Below are 18,797 nucleotides of genomic sequence, written 5' to 3'. Positions count from 1 at the left end.
TTTGCGTTTCAGCTAACGGAAAAGAAGAAGGGTTCATGTCAGCGAAAATTGAGAATGTGAAAAAAGAGCTGTTGTCGGATAACTGGTATGTACTGCACAAATATACTTTTGATCTCAAGCGCAAGGATGGCGGTTCCGTTCAGCAGATGCGCGAAGTCTACGATCGCGGTAACGGTGCGACCATTCTGTTGTATAACCGCGCCAAGGGCACGGTGGTGCTGACCAATCAATTCCGCATGCCGACCTATGTTAACGGCAATGAGAGTGGCATGCTGCTGGAGGCCTGTGCTGGCCTGTTGGATGCGGATTCACCGGAACAATGTGCGCGACGTGAAGCGGTGGAAGAAACCGGTTTTCAGGTCGGTGAGGTGAAGAAGGTTTTCGAAGCCTATATGTCGCCGGGCGGCGTGACCGAAATTATTTATTTCTTTATTGCCGAATACCATGACGACGAACGTCATGCGGCCGGCGGCGGTATCGAAGACGAAGATATTGAAGTGGTGGAATTGCCCTTCACCGAGGCGGTAGCGATGATCGCCGACGGGCGCATGAAAGACGGCAAGACCATTATGCTGCTGCAGTACCTGCAAATTCACCGCATTATGGAATAAAAAAGCCCGGCATCGCTGCATGCCGGGCTGATGAGTGCAATATATTCAGTCACCCTCTCTAGGGGGAGAGGGGCGGGGTTAGGGGCTTTAGTCTCTGTTTTGCCTGTGTCCCCTCACCCTAAACCCTCTCCCAAAGGAGAGGGAACTATTTCAGCAGTGCCTGCGCCTTGGCCACCACGTTCTCCACGGTGAAACCAAACTCCTTGAACAGCTGCTCTGCCGGGGCAGATTCACCAAAGGTGGTCATACCCACGATGGCGCCGTTCAGGCCGACATACTTGTACCAGTAGTCCGCGATACCCGCTTCTACCGCCACACGGGCACTCACCGCTGCCGGCAGCACGGATTCACGGTACGCCGCATCCTGCTTGTCGAACGCGTCGGTGGACGGCATGGAGACCACGCGCACCTTACGGCCGGCCGCAGTCAGCTGGTCTGCCGCTTCCACGGTGATACCCACTTCCGAACCGGTGGCAATCAGGATCACGTCCGGTGTCCCGGCGCAGTCCTTCAGCACATAACCGCCACGGTAGACGTTGGCCAATTGCTCTGCGGTACGCGGCTGCTGGGTCAGGTTCTGACGCGAGAAAATCAGCGTGGTCGGGCCGTCGTTGCGCTCGATGCCGTACTGCCAGGCTACCGCTGATTCCACCTGGTCACACGGACGCCAGGTACTCATGTTCGGGGTCACGCGCAGGCTGGCCATCTGCTCAACCGGCTGGTGCGTCGGGCCGTCTTCGCCCAGACCGATGGAGTCATGGGTGTAAACGAACAGGTTGCGGATTTTCATCAGCGCCGCCATGCGCACCGCGTTACGGGCGTATTCCACGAACATCAGGAAGGTCGCCGAGTACGGCAGGAAGCCGCCGTGCAGCGCGATACCGTTGGTGATGGCGGTCATGCCGAACTCGCGCACGCCGTAGTGGATGTAGTTACCCGCCAGGTCTTCGTTGAGTGGCTTGGAGCCGGACCACATGGTCAGGTTGCTTGGCGCCAGGTCAGCGGAGCCGCCGAGGAATTCCGGCAGCACCTTGCCGAAGGCTTCCAGCGCGTTCTGCGAGGCCTTGCGGCTGGCGATGTTGGCCGGGTTGGCCTGCAACTGCTCGACGAAGGCTTTGGCGTCGGCTTTCCAGTTGGCCGGCAGTTCACCGTTCACACGGCGTTTGAACTCGGCAGCCAGCTCCGGGAAGGCCTTGGCGTAGGCGGCGAACTTGTCGTTCCAGGCCGCTTCTTTGGCCTTGCCGACTTCTTTGGCATCCCACTGGGCATAGATATCCTGCGGGATGTCGAAGGCGGCGTATTTCCAGCCCAGGGCTTCGCGAGTGGCGGCCACTTCGGCGGCGCCCAGCGCTGCACCGTGCACATCGTGGGTACCGGCCTTGTTCGGGGAGCCGAAACCAATCACGGTTTTGCACATCAGCAGGGACGGCTTGTCGGTGACCTTGCGGGCTTCTTCAATGGCGGCCTTGATGGCATCCGGGTTGTGGCCGTCAACGTGACGCACCACGTGCCAGCCGTAGGCTTCAAAGCGCTCGGCGGTGTTGTCGGTGAACCAGCCTTCGACGTGACCGTCGATGGAGATGCCGTTGTCATCGTAGAACGCAGTCAGTTTGCCGAGTTTGAGGGTACCGGCCAGCGAACAGACTTCGTGGGAGATACCTTCCATCATGCAGCCGTCGCCCATAAAGGCGTAGGTGTGGTGGTCGACGATGTCATGACCCGGGCGGTTGAACTGCGCGCCCAGGGTGCGTTCGGCAATGGCGAAACCGACGGCGTTGGCGATGCCCTGACCCAGTGGGCCGGTGGTGGTTTCCACGCCTGGGGTGTAGCCGTATTCCGGGTGGCCTGGGGTTTTGGAATGCAGCTGGCGGAAGTTTTCCAGCTCGCTCATCGGCAGGTCGTAGCCGGTGAGGTGCAACAGGCTGTAAATCAGCATGGAGCCATGGCCGTTGGAGAGGACGAAGCGGTCACGGTCAGCCCAGTGCGGGTTGGTCGGGTTGTGGTTCAGGTAGTCACGCCACAGGACTTCGGCGATGTCCGCCATGCCCATAGGTGCACCCGGGTGGCCGGAATTTGCTTTTTGTACGGCGTCCATGCTGAGTGCGCGGATGGCGTTGGCAAGCTCTTTACGAGAGGACATGTTTTACTCCAGGTCGGATTAAAAAATCAGTCAAGTTTTCTATTTTCTCAGACTCAGCATTAAAACGGCAATCCCTAATGCCAAATGAGAGCGAGTTCACAACTTATTAGCACAATTGGTCGGTTTTTCGGAATAACACTATTTTCCTGATTGCCAGCGTACACTAGTCTCAGGCAGCAAGATTACCCTAAATTAAAATGGCACTCCCCCCTTGTTACTATCACAGGAAGATGGCGTTATGAAAATCCGTACCTCTTTGATTGCATTAAGCATTGCCACCTTGGTAAGCGGCTGTCAAAACCTGAATACCGATACCCTGATACAGTCTGGCGCACAGGCGTTTCAGGCAGCGACGTTGAGCAATAACGACGTAAGAACCCTGAGTGATAAATCCTGCGCAGAGATGGACAGCAAGGCACAAATCGCGCCGGCTGACAGCACCTATACCAAACGTTTGAACAAAATCGCCGCGGCGCTGGGCGATAATATCAACGGCACACCGGCCAACTACAAGGTTTACGTCACCAAGGACGTGAATGCCTGGGCGATGGCCAACGGCTGTATCCGCGTTTACAGCGGCCTGATGGACATGATGACCGACAATGAAGTGGAAGGCGTGTTGGGCCATGAAATGGGCCACGTGGCGCTGGGCCATACGCGTAAAGCCATGCAGGTGGCTTACGGCACCGTGGCGTTGCGTACCGCAGCGGCCTCGACCGGTGGCATCATAGGTTCGCTGTCACAGTCGCAACTGGCGGACATGGGCGAGAAACTGGTGAATGCCCAGTTCTCGCAAAAGCAGGAAAGCGAAGCGGATGACTACTCGTTCGATCTGCTGAAGCAACGCGGTATCGATCCGAACGGCCTGGTCACCAGCTTTGAAAAACTGGCCAAAATGGAAGCCGGCCGTCAAAGCAGCATGTTCGACGACCACCCGGCCTCCGAAGCGCGTGCGCAGCACATTCGCGACCGCATCGCGGCGGGCAAATAACCCTTATTGCCTTACAGAGCAACGGCACCCCAAAGTGGGTTTCCCACTGATTAAGGTGCCGTTCAATCCGTCACGGCTCAGTACAGGGTCTTTTGCGGCGGTCCGGCGAAGGTTAGCGGCCCGATGCTGTTCATGTCCACTTCCACCACCGACGGCCCCGGATAGTTAATCGCCTCCGCCAAGACGCCACTGAACTGCGCCGCCTTGTCGACCTTCCAGGCTTTCAGCCCCATAGCTTCGGCCACCAAGGTGAACGCCGGGGTGTGCAGTTCGTTATAGTACTGACGGCCGGCAAAGTATTTATCCTGAATGCCGCGCATCACACCGTAGCCACCGTCGTTCATAATCAGCAAAGTAATATTGGCCTGCTCCTGTGCCATGGTCGCCAGCTCGCCCAAGCCTAACGCCAACCCGCCATCGCCCACCAGCCCGACCACCTTGCGCTGCGGGTTAGCGATCGCGGTACCAATCGCCATCGGCAAGCCCATGCCAATCGCCCCGGCCAGCGAGTGAATGTTACACAGCGGCGAAATCGCGCGGAACAAACGGCTGCCCCAAACGCTGCCGGAGACGGTGATATCACGTACCAGCAGCCCATCCTGCGGCAGCGCGGCGGCAATGGCGTCGTTTAATTTGGCATATTCCCCCGACTGCTCACGCAGCGCGCTTTCCGCCTGCTGCACCGCACTTGCGATTTCGCTATCCCACTCGGCATTGACCTTCTCACCTGGATTCAGGCGGGCAGCCAATGCGTTAAGCAAGGCACCACAGTCGCCATTAATTTGTTCATCTGCCAAATAGTTACGGTTGGCCGCCGCCGGATCAATATCAATCTGCACCAATGGGCGTGGCAGCGGCAGCGTCCAGGTACGGGTTTCATTGCTGCGCAGGCGTGAACCGGCCACCAACGTCAGATCGCACTGCGTCAGGATAGCCTCAATGCTTGGCGAATTATGGAACGCACGCAGGCTGCGCGGATGGTTATCAGGCAGAATGCCTCGCCCGTGGGTGCTGGAGATCACCACCACACCGGCATCCGCCAGTTTGCGCACCGCCTCACCGCAGGCCAGCGCACCGCCACCCAACCATAACAACGGACGTTTGGCCTGTTTCAACCGCTGATATAGCCGTTCAACCGCGTCGTTACTGGCTGGCGGCAGCGGCGCAGGCATCACTGGCTGGCTCAGCACCGCACTGGAAACCAGGCTGCTTTGAATATCGATCGGGATCTCTACCGCCACCGGGCCGCAAGGCACCGTCTGCGCGTCGAGAATGGCCCGCTGGATCACGGCCACCGCCTGTTCCGCAGAGTTAACCCGATACGCGCGTTTGGAGCAAGCGCGCAGGAAACCCAATTGATCGCGGGTTTCATGAATGAACCCGGCGTCGGCATCCAGATAGGCTTTTTCCACCTGACCGGTAATATGCAGCAGCGGCGTGTTGGCGTTCATCGCCTCGATCATTGCGCCGACCGCATTGCCGGCGCCCGCACCGGTACTGGTCAAGGCCACGCCCAGACCGGAGAAACGGCCGTGGGCATCGGCCATGGTTACGGCCCCGGCCTCACCACGCGCCGGCACAAAGCGAATGTTGCCGCGCTGCCCGACCGCATCGGCAATCGGCAGATTATGAATCGAAATGATGCCGTACATCGCCGACACCTCGTACTGTTCCAGAGTCCGGGCTATCGCCTCGCCAACCGTTATTTTCTCGCTCATCATCAGCCTTCTTATATGTTCGTTGTAGGGGTATGCACCGTCGCTCAAAACTAATCGCTCCAGCGATTCGCCTGATGGCTAAGCGCCAGATACAGACTTTTTTGCTGCATGTAGGCTTTGATGCCGTGCAGGCCCTTTTCGCGGCCCAGACCGCTCTCTTTAAAACCGCCGAAAGGCGTCGAAATAGAGAATGTTTTGTAGGTATTGATCCACACCGTGCCGGTTTCCAATTGCTCCGCCAGCGCCATAGCCCGTGGGAAATCACGGCTCCAGATGCCGGCCGCCAGCCCGTATACCGAATCATTGGCCTGTTCAATCAACTGCCGCTCGTCGTCGAACGGCAGCGCCACCAGCACCGGGCCAAAAATCTCTTCCTGACAGGCGCGGGCGCTATTGCTCAACCCTTCAATAATCGTCGGCAGGTAATAACTGCCACCGGCCAGTTGCGGATCGGCCGGGGCTTCACCGCCAATCACTATCCGCCCTCCTTCCTGCTGCGCCAGCGCCACGTAATCCGCCACGCTTTGGCGGTGCTTTTGGTTAATCAGCGGGCCGAGATGCACACCCGGCGTCAGTGGATTACCCACCCGCAGCCCGGCCGCCAGTTCACTCAGGCGCGCCAGCAGTGGTTGATACAACGAACGGTGCACAAACAGCCGCGAACCGGCGATGCAGGCCTGGCCGGCGGAGCTGAAAATGCCATAACAGATGCCACGCGCCGCCTGTTCCAAATCCGCATCTTCCAGCACGATGGTCGGTGACTTGCCGCCCAGTTCCAGCGAGGTCGGGATCAGCTTTTCGGCGGCAATATGCGCCAAGTGGCGACCGGTATTGGTGCCGCCGGTAAAGGAGATCTTTTTGACCAACGGGTGGCGGGCCAGCGCTTCGCCAATCACCGAGCCTTTACCCGGCAGCACGCTGAGCAGCCCGGCAGGCAGCCCTGCCTGTTCAAACAGCTCCGCCAGCTTTAGCGCCATCAGCGGTGTGGCTTCGGCCGGTTTGAGGATCACCGCGTTGCCCGCCGCCAGCGCCGGGGCCACCTTTTGCATTTCACTGGCAATCGGCGAGTTCCACGGCGTAATCGCCGCGATCACTCCCAGCGGTTGGTACTGGCTCAGCGTCATCACCTCGGCGCTGCGCTGGGTCGGCAGTTCGCCCTCCAGCACCTCGCAGGCGGCAGCAAAGTAGCGGGCCGTCGCCGCCGCACTGGCCACCAGCCCACGAGTTTCCGCCAGCGGTTTACCATTGTCGCGGGTCTGCAACTGCGCCAATTCTTCCTGCTGCGCCATAATCAGATTACTGACGCGGTACAAAATATTGGCACGCTGATGCGGCACCAGCCCACGCCACTCGGGCGTGCGCCAGGCGCGTTCCGCCGCGGCTACCGCATCATTGACGTCTTCAACACTGGCGGCACGCAACTGCGCATTGACGCTGCCATCGGCCGGAAACACTGAGGTCATCTCGTCGCCACGCCCTTCGCACCAGCGCCCAGCTACAAAAATCTTTAACTTTTCCATGCTCGCTCCTGCCGTTCAGGCAATAAAGCCACCGTCGACCAGACGGCGGCAGGCTTGTACCGCGCTCAGCGCCGCCAGGGTTGATGTTTTGGGATTGCTCGCCAGCGGGTTGCCGCTCAGTTCAATCTGAAACTCACCGAAATTGCCGCACACCTGCAGCCGGTGGGTGTTGCGCCGGGTGGCCGGATCGACCAGCAGCCGCACCCGGGTGGCGTCCATCCCCAAGCCGTTGAGCGCGATGGTCGCAGCCACGTTGGCATTGGCCGGGAACAGCCTTGCCGCCTCACGCGCCGAGCCTTCAAAGAACACCTGTGCCTCGCTCACGGCATCAAGATCAATCAATTGCTCTGCCATGCTGCCGCGCCAGCTCGCCGGGCTTTTACAGGCCTGATAGGTGACGCTGTCCAGCCCGCCTTCACGCGCCGACGCCAGTCCATCCATCCCTGCTACCGCTCCGGACAGGACGATCAACTGGCCCTGATACTGGCGGCAGGCCTGCTGTAACCGCTGTTGCAGCGCCGCATCCGCCAGAGCACCGGTGGAGATCACCGCCAATGGCCAGCCACGCGTCACCACGGCTTCACCAAATTCCGCCACCGCCTGCTGGCTGGCACACTCCAGCACCAGGTCCGGTTGCTCCGTACACTGATCCGGATGGGTTAGCGCCTGCACCTGCCCCCCAAAAGTACTGTCGATTGCCGCATGATGAGCCGCACGCGCCAGGATCCAGCCCACGCTCACCCCTTCCGGCAGGCGGGAAAGCACTTCTCTGGCCATTGCGCCGTAGCCAATCATCATGATCTTCTTCATCTGTTCGGCCTCTGCGGTTATAGATGGCGGTTAAAACCACCGGAGACGTCGAGCGCCGCCCCGGTAGTAAAGGATGCCAGGGGGGAAGCCAGGAACAACAGCGCCCGCGCCGGCTCCTGTGGCTTACCGAGGCGTTTCATTGGGATGCCGCGACGTTCGGCAATCGCCGCCGTCCACTGCTCCCAGCTTTGATCTTTATCGCTGCGCTCGTCGAAACGGCGTCGCCACTGGCCGGATTCCACCATGCCCAGCAGGATCGAGTTGACGCGAATGCCCTTGTCCACCAGCTCTTTCGACAGCGTCAGCGTCATGTTGAGCAGTGCGGCGCGCGCCGCCGAGGTGGCGATCATGTGCTCTTCCGGCTGCAAAGCCAGCAGTGAGTTCACGCAGGTAATTGAAGCGATATCCGAACGCTCCAGCGCTGGTAAAAAAGCCTGCACCGGGTTGATCACGCCGAACAGTTTTAGCTCCGCCTCATGCAGCCAGGCCGCACGCGGGGTGTGCTCAAAATGCGCCACAAATCCCTGACCGGCGTTGTTGATCAACAGATCCACCCCGCCGAAGTGCGCCGTGACCTGAGCGGCAAACTGCGTTACCTGCGCCTCGTCCAGCACGTCGCAGCACAACGCCAGGATCTGCGCCTGTGGAAACTCATTACGCAGGCTGGCTTCGGCACCGGCCAGTTTGTCCGGGTTGCGACCGCAAAAGGCCACTTTCGCCCCTTCCGCCAACAGCAGGCGCAGGGTCTCAAAACCGATGCCCGACGAACCGCCGGTGACCACTGCGACCCGTTGCTCAAGCTGAAAATTCATGGTTGGATTGCTCCCGTAAAGTCCTGCAGAAAACGGTTAAATTGCTCCGGTGCATCGAGATAGCTGGCGTGCCCTGCGCCCTCAATCAGCCGCAGAGGCCCGTCCTGCTGTTGCGCCAGTATTGCCGCCGCTTCCGGCGGTGTGATCCGGTCGCAGTCGCCACACCACACCTGTAGCGGGCCACGATAGCGCGCCAGATGGCGGCCGATATCGTCGTTGGCCAGCATCCAGGCGGCACTGAGAAAACCTTCCGGATCCAGCTGCTGCATGCCATTGCGTACCCAGGCGATATCCTGCGGATCCGCGCCATCACGCAGCAACGCAGCCGCCCGCTGTTCGCCGTAGCCCTGCGGCCCCAGCTTTTCAATCATCTGTTTGCGCTGGCCGTAAACCTGCTGACGTTTTTCTTCCGGCGAAGTGGCATAACCCTGAGCCGGATCCGCCAGCACCAGCCCGCATAGCCCGTCGGGATGTTCAGCAGCATAGGCGCTGCCGATCAACGCACCGAGCGAATGGCCGACAATTAGCGGTTGCTCCAGCCCAAGTTCTGCCACCAGCGCCGCCAGCGCAGCTGCGTAAGCGGTGGCGGCCGGCGGGTTCACCATCAGCGGCAGACTGCCACCGTAGCCCGGAGCATCCCAGGCCAGCAGGCGGTGACCGTCGATCAGGTCAGGATCGTTAAACTGCTTGACCCACGAGGCCGAACCGGAGCTGATGCCGTGCAGCAACACCACCGGGCGGCCGTGCCCCGCTTCGCGCCAGCTCAGGGTGAAATCCCCGCAGCGCGCCTGCTGACGTTGCACCAGGCCGTTCATCAGTTGCGTTTCACTTTGGATAAAGGGTGATCTGCCGGGTAGGTCGGCGTTTCCGGTTTGGCGGTACCGAGCATCACGCACATCAACGCCTCTTCCTCACCGTGGTTGAACAACCCACGATAAACACCGGCCGGAACCGAGATCAGATCGCGCTCTTTCAGCTTGGTTTCGTAGTACTCCGTGCCATCCTGGATCATCAGCGTGATGCTGCCCTTGAGCATAAAGAACACCTCTTCCACATCGTCATGCAGATGCAGCGGGCCTTCGCATTTCGACGGCAGCACCATGGTGGAAAAGGTAAAGTTGCCCGCTGGAATGGTATTGGTGTCGTTCACCACCCCGGTGGCACCGGTGCCGATATAACGCATCTGCGCACGGCGGTATTTCGGGTCGTAGTCCGCCTGGAATTTCAACGCATTCCAGTCATATTTACGGCCTTCAAAGCGGGCGATACGTGATTCCACCCAATTCTCTATCGACTGATCCTGCGGCTTGACGGCAGCTTGTTTCTCAACCTGAGACATGTTGGTACTCCTCTGTGAATCAATGGGATATCAATATTTCTTCAGCAACGGCAGCAGAATGATGCAGCCGGTAAAGGCCATCACCACCAGGAACAGCAAGCCGTTATCCATGTTGCCGGTGGCGGCGATCAGCGCCCCCATCAGCACCGGTGCCAGCGCACCGGCAAAATTGCCCAATCCGTTAAAAATACCGCCGGCTGTGGCGCTAACCTTGCTGCTGGTGGCCTTCGCCAGCAGGGCAAAGATGTTCGGCGCACCGGCTCCCCACATAAAGGTGCTGAAAGCCATGGCGGCGATCACGCTGTAGGTCCCCTGCATATGCAGCACCGCGGCCAAGCCCAGCCCGGCACCGCACAGCGAGATAAAGCAGGCCAGCGCACGACGATCCAGTTTGTCCGACAGCCAGGCTCCGAGCACTTCGCCGAGCAGCATGGCGATAAACGGCAGCGATGACAGGTACCCGGCGTGTTCCAGGTGAATGCCTTTGCCCTTGATCAGGTAGCTGGGCAGCCAGCCGTTCATGCCCCACAAGTAGGTCAGGAAAGCGATATTGAACAGGCAGATCATCCAGAAATGCGGGTTACGCAGCAGTTCGCGGCGATGCTGTTTGCGTTCGGTGACCGCCGGGGGGGATACGGTAGCGGCAGCCGGGCGCGACACGTTCAGATGACGCATGCCGAACAGCACCAACAACATCACCGGCAACGTCAGGAAAGCCATAAAGAAGAAGGTGGCCTGCCAGTCAAAGGTGTTGAGGATATACAGCGTGACCGGGAAGCCGAGCGCCGCCCCCAGCGGGGTGCCGAGTAGCCACAGCATGGTGGCACGCGCCTGCAGCCGCTGCGGAAAGGCCTGGCGAATAATGGCGTAGGCCATCGGCAGCAGTGGGCCTTCGGCAATGCCGAGTAAAATGCGCAGCGTCATCATGGTGTGATACGAACGGGCCAGGCCCATCAGCACCATCAATACGCCCCACACCACCATCATGCCGATCAGCACTTTTACCGGGTTCAGCCGGTCACCAATGCCGCTGAGCAGCATCGAAGAAATACCGTACGAGAACAAAAATGCACTCATCAGCAAGCCCAGTCGCGCCGGGTCAAAACTGATGCCCAGCGCCTGCTGGAATTCGCTATCGGAAAACAGGGCCGCGATGCTGATCTTGTCGAAAAAGGCCAACAGTACGCAGGCAAACAGCGCTATCGGCACCGACCAGCGCACCCGCTGCTGCGGATTTTCGGCAACGGCTTCCCCCACCCGTCCAGCGCGGGCGTCAATTTCTTGCGTAGTCATGAAACGCTCCCGATTCCCCCTTCGTGTTTCACGCTACAGCGTTGTTGGCTATGGGCATTCACCCCAGTCACTTACTTGAGTAAGCTCCCGGAATTCATGCCCTTGCCGCCTAGCCGTAACATGAAACTCATTGGGGAGTTATTATTTCAACGCCATCAAAGAAAACTCTGCGTCCGCCAACTGCTGCGGCTCCAACACGCGCCCACTGGCCAGCCAGCGCTTGCCCAGCTTGATGGTGCGTGCATCGTTAAACGCCACCATCTGCACCAACTGCCGGTCGGCATTCAGTGTGAAGAACACCTGTGACTGCGGCGTGCGCCGCACTACGTGATGCACGCCGCCGGTCGGTATGCCGAGGATCTGAATATTGGCGTCGTATTGATCCGACCAAAGCCAGGCCACGTCATCGTAAGGTGAGGCGAAGGCATCCAGCATCGCGCAGGCGGTGCTGATCGCCTGATTCTGCGCATAGGCCCAGGATTGCAGGCACAGCCCCAGAGTCGGGTGGCGCGCTACGTCGCCGGCGGCGAAGATCGCCGGGTGGCTGGTGCGCCCCTGGCCATCAACCACGATACCGGCGTCAACCTTCAGCCCGGCGCTATGCGCCAGTTCCAGATTCAACTCCACGCCGATCCCCACCACCACCAGATCAAATTCCTGAGGCTCGCTGCTGTCGCTGCCGATCCAGGCGCTGCCGTAACGATCTTCCAGTTGGATGTCACCGCAGCCGCAATGCACCGTTACGCCCTGCTGCTGATGCAGTTCGAGCAACGCCTGGGAAACGTCCGCACCGACGCTGCGCATACACAATGCAGGCTGGCGCTCAAACACCGTTACCTCAGCCCCGAGGCGCCGTGCCGAAGCAGCGATCTCCAGGCCGATCCAACCGCCGCCGACGATGGCCAAATTACGACAACCCTGTAACGCCTGGCGCAGTCGGCTTGCATCGTCCCAGGAGCGCAGCGTCATAACGCGCGGATGACTGGCCCAACGGGCGTCCGGCAGACGCGGTCGCCCACCAGTGGCGATCAGCAGTTGCTCAAATTGCAGCTGTCGGCCGTCGCTGAGAGTGACCATTTGTTTTTGTGCATCAATAGTTTCGGCACGCAGTGGGCGGCACCAGTTGATATTCAACCCGGCCACCACCTGCTCACTGAACAGTCGGCTGAGCGGCGCATTGCCGTCCAGTAACGCCGCCTTGGAAAGTGGCGGACGTTCATAAAAGTCATAGGGCTCGTCGCTAACCACCGTCAGCTTGCCGGTGTAGCCGCGGTCACGCAGCGTTTTCGCTGCCCAGCCCCCGGCCTGGCCGCCGCCGATGATCAGGATGCCCGCCGCTTCTGGCTGGCTCATAACGCCTCCGGCTTTTTATGCTGGCGACGTGTATCGTGGTCAATACCGCCTTCCACGGCCCACTCGGTGAACGACACCAGTGAGTGCTCCAGCTCGCGTGGCTGCCAGTTTTCGGTCAGGTAATCGTCGTTGGTGTAGTACTCAAACGCCCCGCCGGTCGGGCTGTTGACGTACCAGAAATAGGCCGAGGAAATCGGGTGGCGGCCAGGGCCGATAAAGGTACTCCAGTTCTCTTTGTTCATGGCGATCCCGCCGCCGATCACCTCGTGGATGTCGCGTACGGTAAAGGCCACGTGATTCAGGCCGCGCGGACGATTAGGCAGTTTCAGCAAGAACAGGTTGTGGTGGCCACCGCGCACCTGAGTACGCAGGAATACCGCACGGTCGATATAGCGGTCCGATACCTGGAACCCCAGCACTTCACGGTAGAAGCGCTCGGTCGCGGCCAGATCCTCGACGAAAAACACCACGTGACCGATATTGATTGGCTGCGCCTGGGCATACACCGGGCTTGGCTGATCGATACGACGCACGTCGCCCCACTGGTTGATCGGCGATACCGGTAAATCAACTTCCCGCTGCTGACTAACGCTAAAACGCACCGTCATACCGTTCGGATCAAGGCACTCAAGTTCTTCCCCGACCTGGCGGAAACCCGGCATCTGCGCCAGCAATGGCTGCAACGCCGCCAATTCGGCTGGGCTGCCAACGCCCCAGGTCATGCGACGCAGGGTCGAACCGCCCTCAAAGGCCGCTGGTAATGCTTCGCTCTGCAACGGATGCAGCACCACGCGCGCCCCGCTCAGGGTAGTGAATTCCCGCGGGGTTTCGCCCCAATGCTGTTGTGCCGTCTGCAGGCCGAAGTCCTGCATGAATTTTTCGCAGGTTGGCAGATCTTCGACGCCAAATTCCAGTTTTTCGATTCCGATTACGCTCATTAATTGTGCCTCACGTTCTCGCTGAATGCGTTTTTCAGGCATGATCGAACCCCGACCCATGATTGCCATGAGTCTTATCCCTGCCTGGGTCATTGGTAGGGGACGGCTCTATTCGTCCCGATTAATGCGGACGCAGCTTGCGGCGCCCCTTTGAAAATCAGTTAACCGACGTTAGCCTGTGGCGGTGCGCCCAGGAAGCCGGAGATTTTCACCGCGGCGTCCCGCACCTCCATGCGTAACCGCTCGCGATCCGCTTTTGGGATCTCATCGGACGGCACCATAATGCTGATCACGGCCTCCACCCGCTGCTCGCGGTTGAAGATCGGGTAGACGATGGAAGAGATGCCGTGGCGGAAAAACGACTCGCCGATCACATAGCCGCGCGCCTTGTCCTGCTGCACCATCTGCCACAGCGTTTCGCGATCCGCCGGGGTGCCTGGGCCATTCCCCGGCAGTTGTTCCTGCGGATACAGCAGTTCGAACTCTTCGCGGGTGGCGCTGGTCAGCAACATACGGCCCAGCGAAGTTTGGTGTACCGGCAGACGGGTGCCGACGCTGACCTGGTTGATTTGCGAACCGGCGGCGCTGACACGGGCGATGTAGATCACATCGCGTCCATCACGAATCGCCAGATGACTGCTGCACTGACTGCGATCGCGCAGCTGTTCTATTACCGGCTGACCGGCCTGCGCCACATCCAGCGAGGCAATATATTCAAAGCCCAGGCGCAACACCTTGATGCCCAGAGAAAAAGTGTTGGTGCGTGGATTGCGCTCCAGAAAACCCAGATGCTCCAGCGTTTGCACCACGCGATAGGCGGTAGCTTTTGGCATATCGACCAGGCGATGTAATTGGGCAAAGGTCATTTCCTTGTGCTGCTCGCCAAACGCCAGCAACAGTTGCAATCCGCGATCCAGTCCTGGGATCAGATATTTACACCCTTGGTCGTCTGCCATGTCCGTTTCCTTATAGGGTCATGCCTTAAATAATTGGAGCTGTATCACAACAAAGCCACGGCTTTGTTGAACGGCGCTTGCGCTGGCCCCAACGGGGCGAGGCTTTGCCGAGTAACGCGACAAGCGAGTAATTCCCGATGAGCTTACATTAAGTAAGTGATTCGGGTGCGCAAACGCAGTCAACACAGATACAGCTTCAAGTATGACAGGCATAATTAGTTAAAGACGAAACCGCCGTTAACCGGCAACAGCTGACCGGTCACGAAGTTCGCCAGCGGTGACAGCAGGTAAAGCACCGTACCGTTGACGTCGTCAGGATGCTGCGCCCCGGCCAATGCCCGGCCCTGCTCGTACAGTTGATGACGCTCGGCAGGCACGTATTCCGTGGCCTCCACTCGTGTCAGGCCCGGTGCGATGGCATTAACGCAAATCCCCTGTGGGCCCAGCTCACGCGCCATCGAGCGGGTCATCGAGATAATCGCCCCTTTGCTGGCCACATAGGCCATTAAGCGCGGGGCGCCCCACAGCGCGGTATCCGAAGCCACGTTAACGATCTTGGCATGCGGGGTTTGTGCCAGCAGCGGAACCGCTGCCTGACTCACCAGCCAGGTGCCGCGCACGTTGACCTGCATCACCCGATCCCACAGATCGATATCGTATTCCATCATGGTTTTGCCACCGACGCCGGTAGCCAACGCCGCGTTGTTCACCAAGCCGTCAACGGCCCCGCCTTCAGCAATGGCATTAAACGCGGCGCTGATCGAGGCAGGATCGGTCAGATCGATCACCTGGCTTTCGACCAAAGCACCTTGCTCGCGCAGGCCGGCGGCGGCGTCCGCCAGTTCATCCGCCAGAATATCGCACATCACTATTTTGGCACCGGCGGCGGCAATAGCGGCGGCGAAACTACGCCCCAGCCCGCGTGCAGCGCCGGTCACCACAATACGTTTCCCCGTCAACAGGCCGTTCACTGCGCCGCCTCCAGTTCACTGAGCCGCGCCAGCTGTTTCTGCGCCTCTTTTTGCATCATCCGGCGCAGGCGAGATAGCCCGACATCATGCTGATACAGATATTCACGGCCACGCGCGTTCGGTGCCATGTTTTCCAGTACGATGCGATCCTGCTCCAGGACGTCCCAGTGCAAGGATTCCAGGCGATTGCGGTACATAAAGCGCCACATATCACGCTGCCAGTCTTTCACCTTACGGATCCGCCAGAAGAACACCCGGCAATGATCCTTGTCTTCCGGTACTACCATGCCGATGATCCAGAAGTGGCCGCCCGGTCCAAAGCGCTTTTTGTACGGAATCGACAGGCGCATCCAGTAAGCTCCGCTGCTGCCGAACTCTACCCAGTCAAAGTTCACGCCGATCTGGCCATTCTTCTTAAAGATGAAACCGCTGTCGGTCGGCTCCAGCGCCATGTCCGCCTTGCGATCCCCTTCCGCCATTGAGTGCGACGAGGAATGCAGGTAGGTACCGTGCATCGGGTCCATTACGTTTTCCAACGCGTACTGGTAATTACACTCCCAACTGGCGGTGCACAGGAAATTGCTGTAGGCGGCTTCGTCCGCCAGCTCCTGCGGGAAGGTCAGTTCGGCCGGTTCTTCATCTGCGGTCACGCCAAAATAGAGGAACACCGCGCCGTAGGCCTCTTTGGCCGGATAAGAACGCAGACATTTTTGCCCCACCAGCGGGCAACGATCGACCGCAGGCACGTCTTTAACCGTACCGTCACCGCCTACTTCAACGCCGTGATACCAGCAGGCGATACGATCGCCCAGGTTCCAGCCCATGGAAAGCCGCGCTCCGCGATGCGGACAACGATCTTCCAGCGCGTGGATCGCACCTTCACCGTCGCGCCACACCACGATCTGCTGTTCCAGACGCGTAATGCCGACCGGATTATTGCCAATTTCCCAACTGGCCAGCACCGGATACCACATGCCGCGCAGCCCCTGATCGAGATAGTCCTGTAAGGCTTGTGCGGAGGATGTTGTGTTTGCTGTCATTGTCTTCTCCCGGGTGTGGATCAGAAACCGTTAACGTGAAGGAATTCGCGGAACGCCGTCTCATTCCACGGCTGGCCGTTACGATCGAACAGGCGACGCTGATTAAGCGCGCTGACGATCTGCCCCAGCTCTTCCGCGCCCTGATCGAAGATCTCTTCCAACGCCGTTACCAGCGCAGTTTCAAAACCGTCCGGCACCCGGGCACGGTTCTGCCAGATGACGTTTTGGAATTGCCCTGGTTGGTGAATTTGACCGTTGCCGCCTTCGCGCGCCGGGATCACCTGTTGGGTGTCCGGCAGCCAGGGATTGAAATCGGTGATGTGCTGCATGATTACTCCTCCGCAATAAAGGTGATTTGGATTTGATTGTCGATCACCCGGGTGGCATAGGTTTGCAGATCGCGGCCGCCTGGCTCACGCAGGCACTGGCCGGTCCGCACGTCGAACAATGCTTCGTGCAACGGACACTCGACCTTACCGTCATCAACAAACCCCTGGCTGAGCAAGGCATAAGCATGTGGGCAAACGTCTTCCAGCGCGTAATAGTTGCCGTCGATCAGATACACCCCGACCTCTTTCCCTTCCACGTTGGCGGAGAAAGGAAAATCTTCTTTCACCTGAGACACTTCACACACTTTCTTCCAGCTCATTGTTTCTGTCCCCTATCTGATTGTTTCATATATGAAACTCAGTTTCTTATTTAATACGCTCACTATAAGTCTGGTGAAACTTTCGTCAAGAGAGCAAAGCGGCAATTGTTAATGGAAAGTTGTTTAAAAATGACAAATGCGGGGAGGATCACGAAAAAATGCACCGATATGAAAAACTGATGAACATTGTGCTTTTCATCACAAATTCATGGCTAAAAACAGGTTGATCTGGCTGACGTAATAAGAGTAAAAGTTCTCTCTCACTGAAAAATCACCCTTTTAAATAACAATAATTTTACATTCAGATGACTTAAACCTGCTTTTCAGCACTGTGAAATCAGCAGGTTAGTTCTCTGCTGCCTGAATTCGTTAACCACCCGCCAAAGGAACGCAGATGGAGCGTATTGTGCAACAACGTCAACGCTGGTTTGGGGTCATGGCCCTGCTGTTTTTGATCGTCATCGCCTATGCCGATCGGGTCAATATCGCGGTGATGCTGGTTAACCCCGACTTCCTGCAACACTTCCAGCTCGAGGATAACCGCGCGCATCAGGGTATGTTGATGACGGTGTTTTTACTCGGCTACGGGCTTTCCGCCATGCTGCTGACGCCGTTCCTGGAAACGCTGATGGGTTATCGCCGTGCGCTAACGCTGAGCATTGTGCTGTGGGCGTTGCTCACCGCCGCCTCGCCGCTGGCGGGGTCGCTGCTGCTGTTATTTGCGGTGCGCGCATTGTTGGGTGTCAGTGAGGGGCCGTTGTTCTCGCTGAAAACCATGTATATCGGCGATCACTTCGCCGCTGATGAACGCGGCAAGCCCAATGCGGTCAGCACTCTGGGCGTTTCGCTGGGACTGGTGATTGGCTTTCCGCTGGTGAGCTTTCTGATGGCACACTTCGGCTGGGCGGTCTCTTTCTATCTGCTTGCACTGATCAACCTACTGCTGGGGCTGGCTTTGGTACGGCTGTTTATCCACCCCGCCGCATTGCCGTCGCGCGCCGTTGATCCAAGACCGATCCTGCAACGCGTCTGGGATACTTTTGCCCTCGCCTGGCGCACCCCGATGCTCGGCTGGATCATGCTTATCGAGATCGCTACCCTCAGCTACCTGTGGGGATCCAGCTCCTGGCTACCGGCCTACCTGACCGACGAGAAAGGTTTTTCCATCAAACAGATGGGGTGGATGGCCTCCTTGCCGTTTATCGTCAGCATTGCCTCTAAATATCTCGGCGGCGTACTGCTCGATCGCATCCGCCCTTATCAGGCTCCACTGATTTTCGCCTTTGGCGGTGCAGCGACGGCGCTGTGCATCTATGGCGTGATGCATAGCGAACAGATCGGCTGGATAGTCTTTTTCCTGCTGGCGGCCAATGCCTGTTGGGGCGCTCAGGGAGCCGCGATCCCGACACTGTTGCAACATTATGCGCAGCCACAGGCAGTCGGCAGCGCCTATGGGCTGATTAACGGCATCGGAAATATGTTCTCGGCGTTTGTACCTATGATTATGGGCATGGTGATGGCCAGCCAGGGCAAGGTGTCTGCGGGATTTACGGTGCTGATCCTGTCACAGGGGGTGACATTATTGGCAGGTGGCGTGTTGTTCAGCAAATTGCTGGTGACGCGTGAGGCAAAGCGGGCGTAAAAGGGTCGGGGCAG

General features: G+C 58.9%; 18 protein-coding genes. 3 read left to right on the top strand and 15 right to left on the bottom strand.

Annotation, left to right across the window (positions count from 1 at the left end; genetic code table 11):
* The first annotated feature begins 35 nt into the window (after nt 1-35).
* The gene (gene nudK, locus ACUTQ5_RS14350; protein WP_135317499.1) at nt 36-611 is read left to right on the top strand and encodes a GDP-mannose pyrophosphatase NudK; all 576 of its coding nucleotides are present in this window, start codon (nt 36-38) and stop codon (nt 609-611) included.
* 145 nt (nt 612-756) lie between these two features.
* On the opposite strand, the gene tkt is transcribed toward nudK, so the two are convergent.
* Nucleotides 757-2,751: a transketolase gene (gene tkt, locus ACUTQ5_RS14345; RefSeq protein WP_445651809.1), complete on the bottom strand. Its 1,995-nt coding sequence runs from the start codon at nt 2,749-2,751 to the stop codon at nt 757-759.
* A gap of 238 nt (nt 2,752-2,989) precedes the next feature.
* Between tkt and ACUTQ5_RS14340 the strand changes: the two genes are divergently transcribed.
* A complete protein-coding gene (locus ACUTQ5_RS14340) occupies nt 2,990-3,742 on the top strand; it encodes a M48 family metallopeptidase (protein WP_445651808.1) in 753 nt (250 codons plus the stop codon).
* Nucleotides 3,743-3,819: 77 nt separating this feature from the next.
* On the opposite strand, the gene ACUTQ5_RS14335 is transcribed toward ACUTQ5_RS14340, so the two are convergent.
* The 14 genes from ACUTQ5_RS14335 to ACUTQ5_RS14270 all read right to left on the bottom strand — a co-directional run bounded on the left by ACUTQ5_RS14335 (nt 3,820) and on the right by ACUTQ5_RS14270 (nt 17,141).
* On the bottom strand, nt 3,820-5,460 hold the full coding sequence (locus tag ACUTQ5_RS14335) for a thiamine pyrophosphate-binding protein (protein WP_445651877.1): 1,641 nt from the start codon (nt 5,458-5,460) through the stop codon (nt 3,820-3,822).
* A gap of 50 nt (nt 5,461-5,510) precedes the next feature.
* Nucleotides 5,511-6,980, bottom strand: coding sequence for an aldehyde dehydrogenase (locus ACUTQ5_RS14330; protein WP_445651807.1), 1,470 nt, complete (start codon nt 6,978-6,980; stop codon nt 5,511-5,513).
* Nucleotides 6,981-6,995: 15 nt separating this feature from the next.
* Nucleotides 6,996-7,790 (bottom strand): aspartate dehydrogenase, encoded by a 795-nt coding sequence (locus ACUTQ5_RS14325; protein WP_445651806.1) that lies wholly within the window; start codon nt 7,788-7,790, stop codon nt 6,996-6,998.
* A 17-nt stretch (nt 7,791-7,807) separates the two neighbouring features.
* Nucleotides 7,808-8,602, bottom strand: a complete 795-nt coding sequence (locus ACUTQ5_RS14320) for an SDR family oxidoreductase (protein WP_174354642.1) — start codon at nt 8,600-8,602, stop codon at nt 7,808-7,810.
* Nucleotides 8,599-9,417 (bottom strand): alpha/beta fold hydrolase, encoded by an 819-nt coding sequence (locus tag ACUTQ5_RS14315; RefSeq protein WP_445651805.1) that lies wholly within the window; start codon nt 9,415-9,417, stop codon nt 8,599-8,601. Before ACUTQ5_RS14315 ends, ACUTQ5_RS14320 begins: the two co-directional genes overlap by 4 nt.
* Nucleotides 9,417-9,941 (bottom strand): cupin domain-containing protein, encoded by a 525-nt coding sequence (locus tag ACUTQ5_RS14310; RefSeq protein WP_085119009.1) that lies wholly within the window; start codon nt 9,939-9,941, stop codon nt 9,417-9,419. The genes ACUTQ5_RS14315 and ACUTQ5_RS14310 overlap by 1 nt, the downstream gene beginning before the upstream one ends.
* 30 nt (nt 9,942-9,971) lie before the next feature.
* Complete coding sequence (locus ACUTQ5_RS14305) at nt 9,972-11,234, bottom strand: MFS transporter (RefSeq protein WP_445651804.1); 1,263 nt, start codon at nt 11,232-11,234, stop codon at nt 9,972-9,974.
* A gap of 141 nt (nt 11,235-11,375) precedes the next feature.
* The gene (locus tag ACUTQ5_RS14300; RefSeq protein WP_445651803.1) at nt 11,376-12,587 is read right to left on the bottom strand and encodes an NAD(P)/FAD-dependent oxidoreductase; all 1,212 of its coding nucleotides are present in this window, start codon (nt 12,585-12,587) and stop codon (nt 11,376-11,378) included.
* Entirely contained in the window at nt 12,584-13,525 is a 942-nt protein-coding gene (locus ACUTQ5_RS14295; protein WP_445651802.1) for a VOC family protein, read from the bottom strand. Before ACUTQ5_RS14295 ends, ACUTQ5_RS14300 begins: the two co-directional genes overlap by 4 nt.
* Before the next feature lie 161 nt (nt 13,526-13,686).
* A complete protein-coding gene (locus tag ACUTQ5_RS14290; protein ID WP_318427363.1) occupies nt 13,687-14,481 on the bottom strand; it encodes an IclR family transcriptional regulator in 795 nt (264 codons plus the stop codon).
* A 215-nt stretch (nt 14,482-14,696) separates the two neighbouring features.
* A complete protein-coding gene (locus tag ACUTQ5_RS14285) occupies nt 14,697-15,452 on the bottom strand; it encodes an SDR family oxidoreductase (RefSeq protein ID WP_445651801.1) in 756 nt (251 codons plus the stop codon).
* Nucleotides 15,449-16,492, bottom strand: coding sequence for a Rieske 2Fe-2S domain-containing protein (locus ACUTQ5_RS14280; protein ID WP_445651800.1), 1,044 nt, complete (start codon nt 16,490-16,492; stop codon nt 15,449-15,451). Before ACUTQ5_RS14280 ends, ACUTQ5_RS14285 begins: the two co-directional genes overlap by 4 nt.
* A gap of 20 nt (nt 16,493-16,512) precedes the next feature.
* Nucleotides 16,513-16,821: a recombinase-like helix-turn-helix domain-containing protein gene (locus ACUTQ5_RS14275; RefSeq protein WP_261277269.1), complete on the bottom strand. Its 309-nt coding sequence runs from the start codon at nt 16,819-16,821 to the stop codon at nt 16,513-16,515.
* Between the two features lie 2 nt (nt 16,822-16,823).
* Entirely contained in the window at nt 16,824-17,141 is a 318-nt protein-coding gene (locus ACUTQ5_RS14270; protein ID WP_012146671.1) for a non-heme iron oxygenase ferredoxin subunit, read from the bottom strand.
* Between the two features lie 394 nt (nt 17,142-17,535).
* On the opposite strand from ACUTQ5_RS14270, the gene ACUTQ5_RS14265 reads away from it, so the two are divergent.
* Nucleotides 17,536-18,783, top strand: a complete 1,248-nt coding sequence (locus ACUTQ5_RS14265) for an MFS transporter (RefSeq protein ID WP_445651799.1) — start codon at nt 17,536-17,538, stop codon at nt 18,781-18,783.
* Nucleotides 18,784-18,797 lie beyond the last annotated feature (14 nt).

Source organism: Serratia sp. NA_112.1 (assembly GCF_052691715.1).
This window is presented reverse-complemented; position numbering and strand designations above follow the sequence as displayed.

Bases quoted from the DNA above. Each gene is read 5' to 3' on its own strand.
- nudK (WP_135317499.1), top strand. From the start codon at position 36: ATGTCAGCGAAAATTGAGAATGTGAAAAAAGAGCTGTTGTCGGATAAC.
- tkt (WP_445651809.1), bottom strand. From the start codon at position 2,751: ATGTCCTCTCGTAAAGAGCTTGCCAACGCCATCCGCGCACTCAGCATG.
- ACUTQ5_RS14340 (WP_445651808.1), top strand. From the start codon at position 2,990: ATGAAAATCCGTACCTCTTTGATTGCATTAAGCATTGCCACCTTGGTA.
- ACUTQ5_RS14335 (WP_445651877.1), bottom strand. From the start codon at position 5,460: ATGAGCGAGAAAATAACGGTTGGCGAGGCGATAGCCCGGACTCTGGAA.
- ACUTQ5_RS14330 (WP_445651807.1), bottom strand. From the start codon at position 6,980: ATGGAAAAGTTAAAGATTTTTGTAGCTGGGCGCTGGTGCGAAGGGCGT.
- ACUTQ5_RS14325 (WP_445651806.1), bottom strand. From the start codon at position 7,790: ATGAAGAAGATCATGATGATTGGCTACGGCGCAATGGCCAGAGAAGTG.
- ACUTQ5_RS14320 (WP_174354642.1), bottom strand. From the start codon at position 8,602: ATGAATTTTCAGCTTGAGCAACGGGTCGCAGTGGTCACCGGCGGTTCG.
- ACUTQ5_RS14315 (WP_445651805.1), bottom strand. From the start codon at position 9,417: ATGAACGGCCTGGTGCAACGTCAGCAGGCGCGCTGCGGGGATTTCACC.
- ACUTQ5_RS14310 (WP_085119009.1), bottom strand. From the start codon at position 9,941: ATGTCTCAGGTTGAGAAACAAGCTGCCGTCAAGCCGCAGGATCAGTCG.
- ACUTQ5_RS14305 (WP_445651804.1), bottom strand. From the start codon at position 11,234: ATGACTACGCAAGAAATTGACGCCCGCGCTGGACGGGTGGGGGAAGCC.
- ACUTQ5_RS14300 (WP_445651803.1), bottom strand. From the start codon at position 12,587: ATGAGCCAGCCAGAAGCGGCGGGCATCCTGATCATCGGCGGCGGCCAG.
- ACUTQ5_RS14295 (WP_445651802.1), bottom strand. From the start codon at position 13,525: ATGAGCGTAATCGGAATCGAAAAACTGGAATTTGGCGTCGAAGATCTG.
- ACUTQ5_RS14290 (WP_318427363.1), bottom strand. From the start codon at position 14,481: ATGGCAGACGACCAAGGGTGTAAATATCTGATCCCAGGACTGGATCGC.
- ACUTQ5_RS14280 (WP_445651800.1), bottom strand. From the start codon at position 16,492: ATGACAGCAAACACAACATCCTCCGCACAAGCCTTACAGGACTATCTC.
- ACUTQ5_RS14275 (WP_261277269.1), bottom strand. From the start codon at position 16,821: ATGCAGCACATCACCGATTTCAATCCCTGGCTGCCGGACACCCAACAG.
- ACUTQ5_RS14270 (WP_012146671.1), bottom strand. From the start codon at position 17,141: ATGAGCTGGAAGAAAGTGTGTGAAGTGTCTCAGGTGAAAGAAGATTTT.
- ACUTQ5_RS14265 (WP_445651799.1), top strand. From the start codon at position 17,536: ATGGAGCGTATTGTGCAACAACGTCAACGCTGGTTTGGGGTCATGGCC.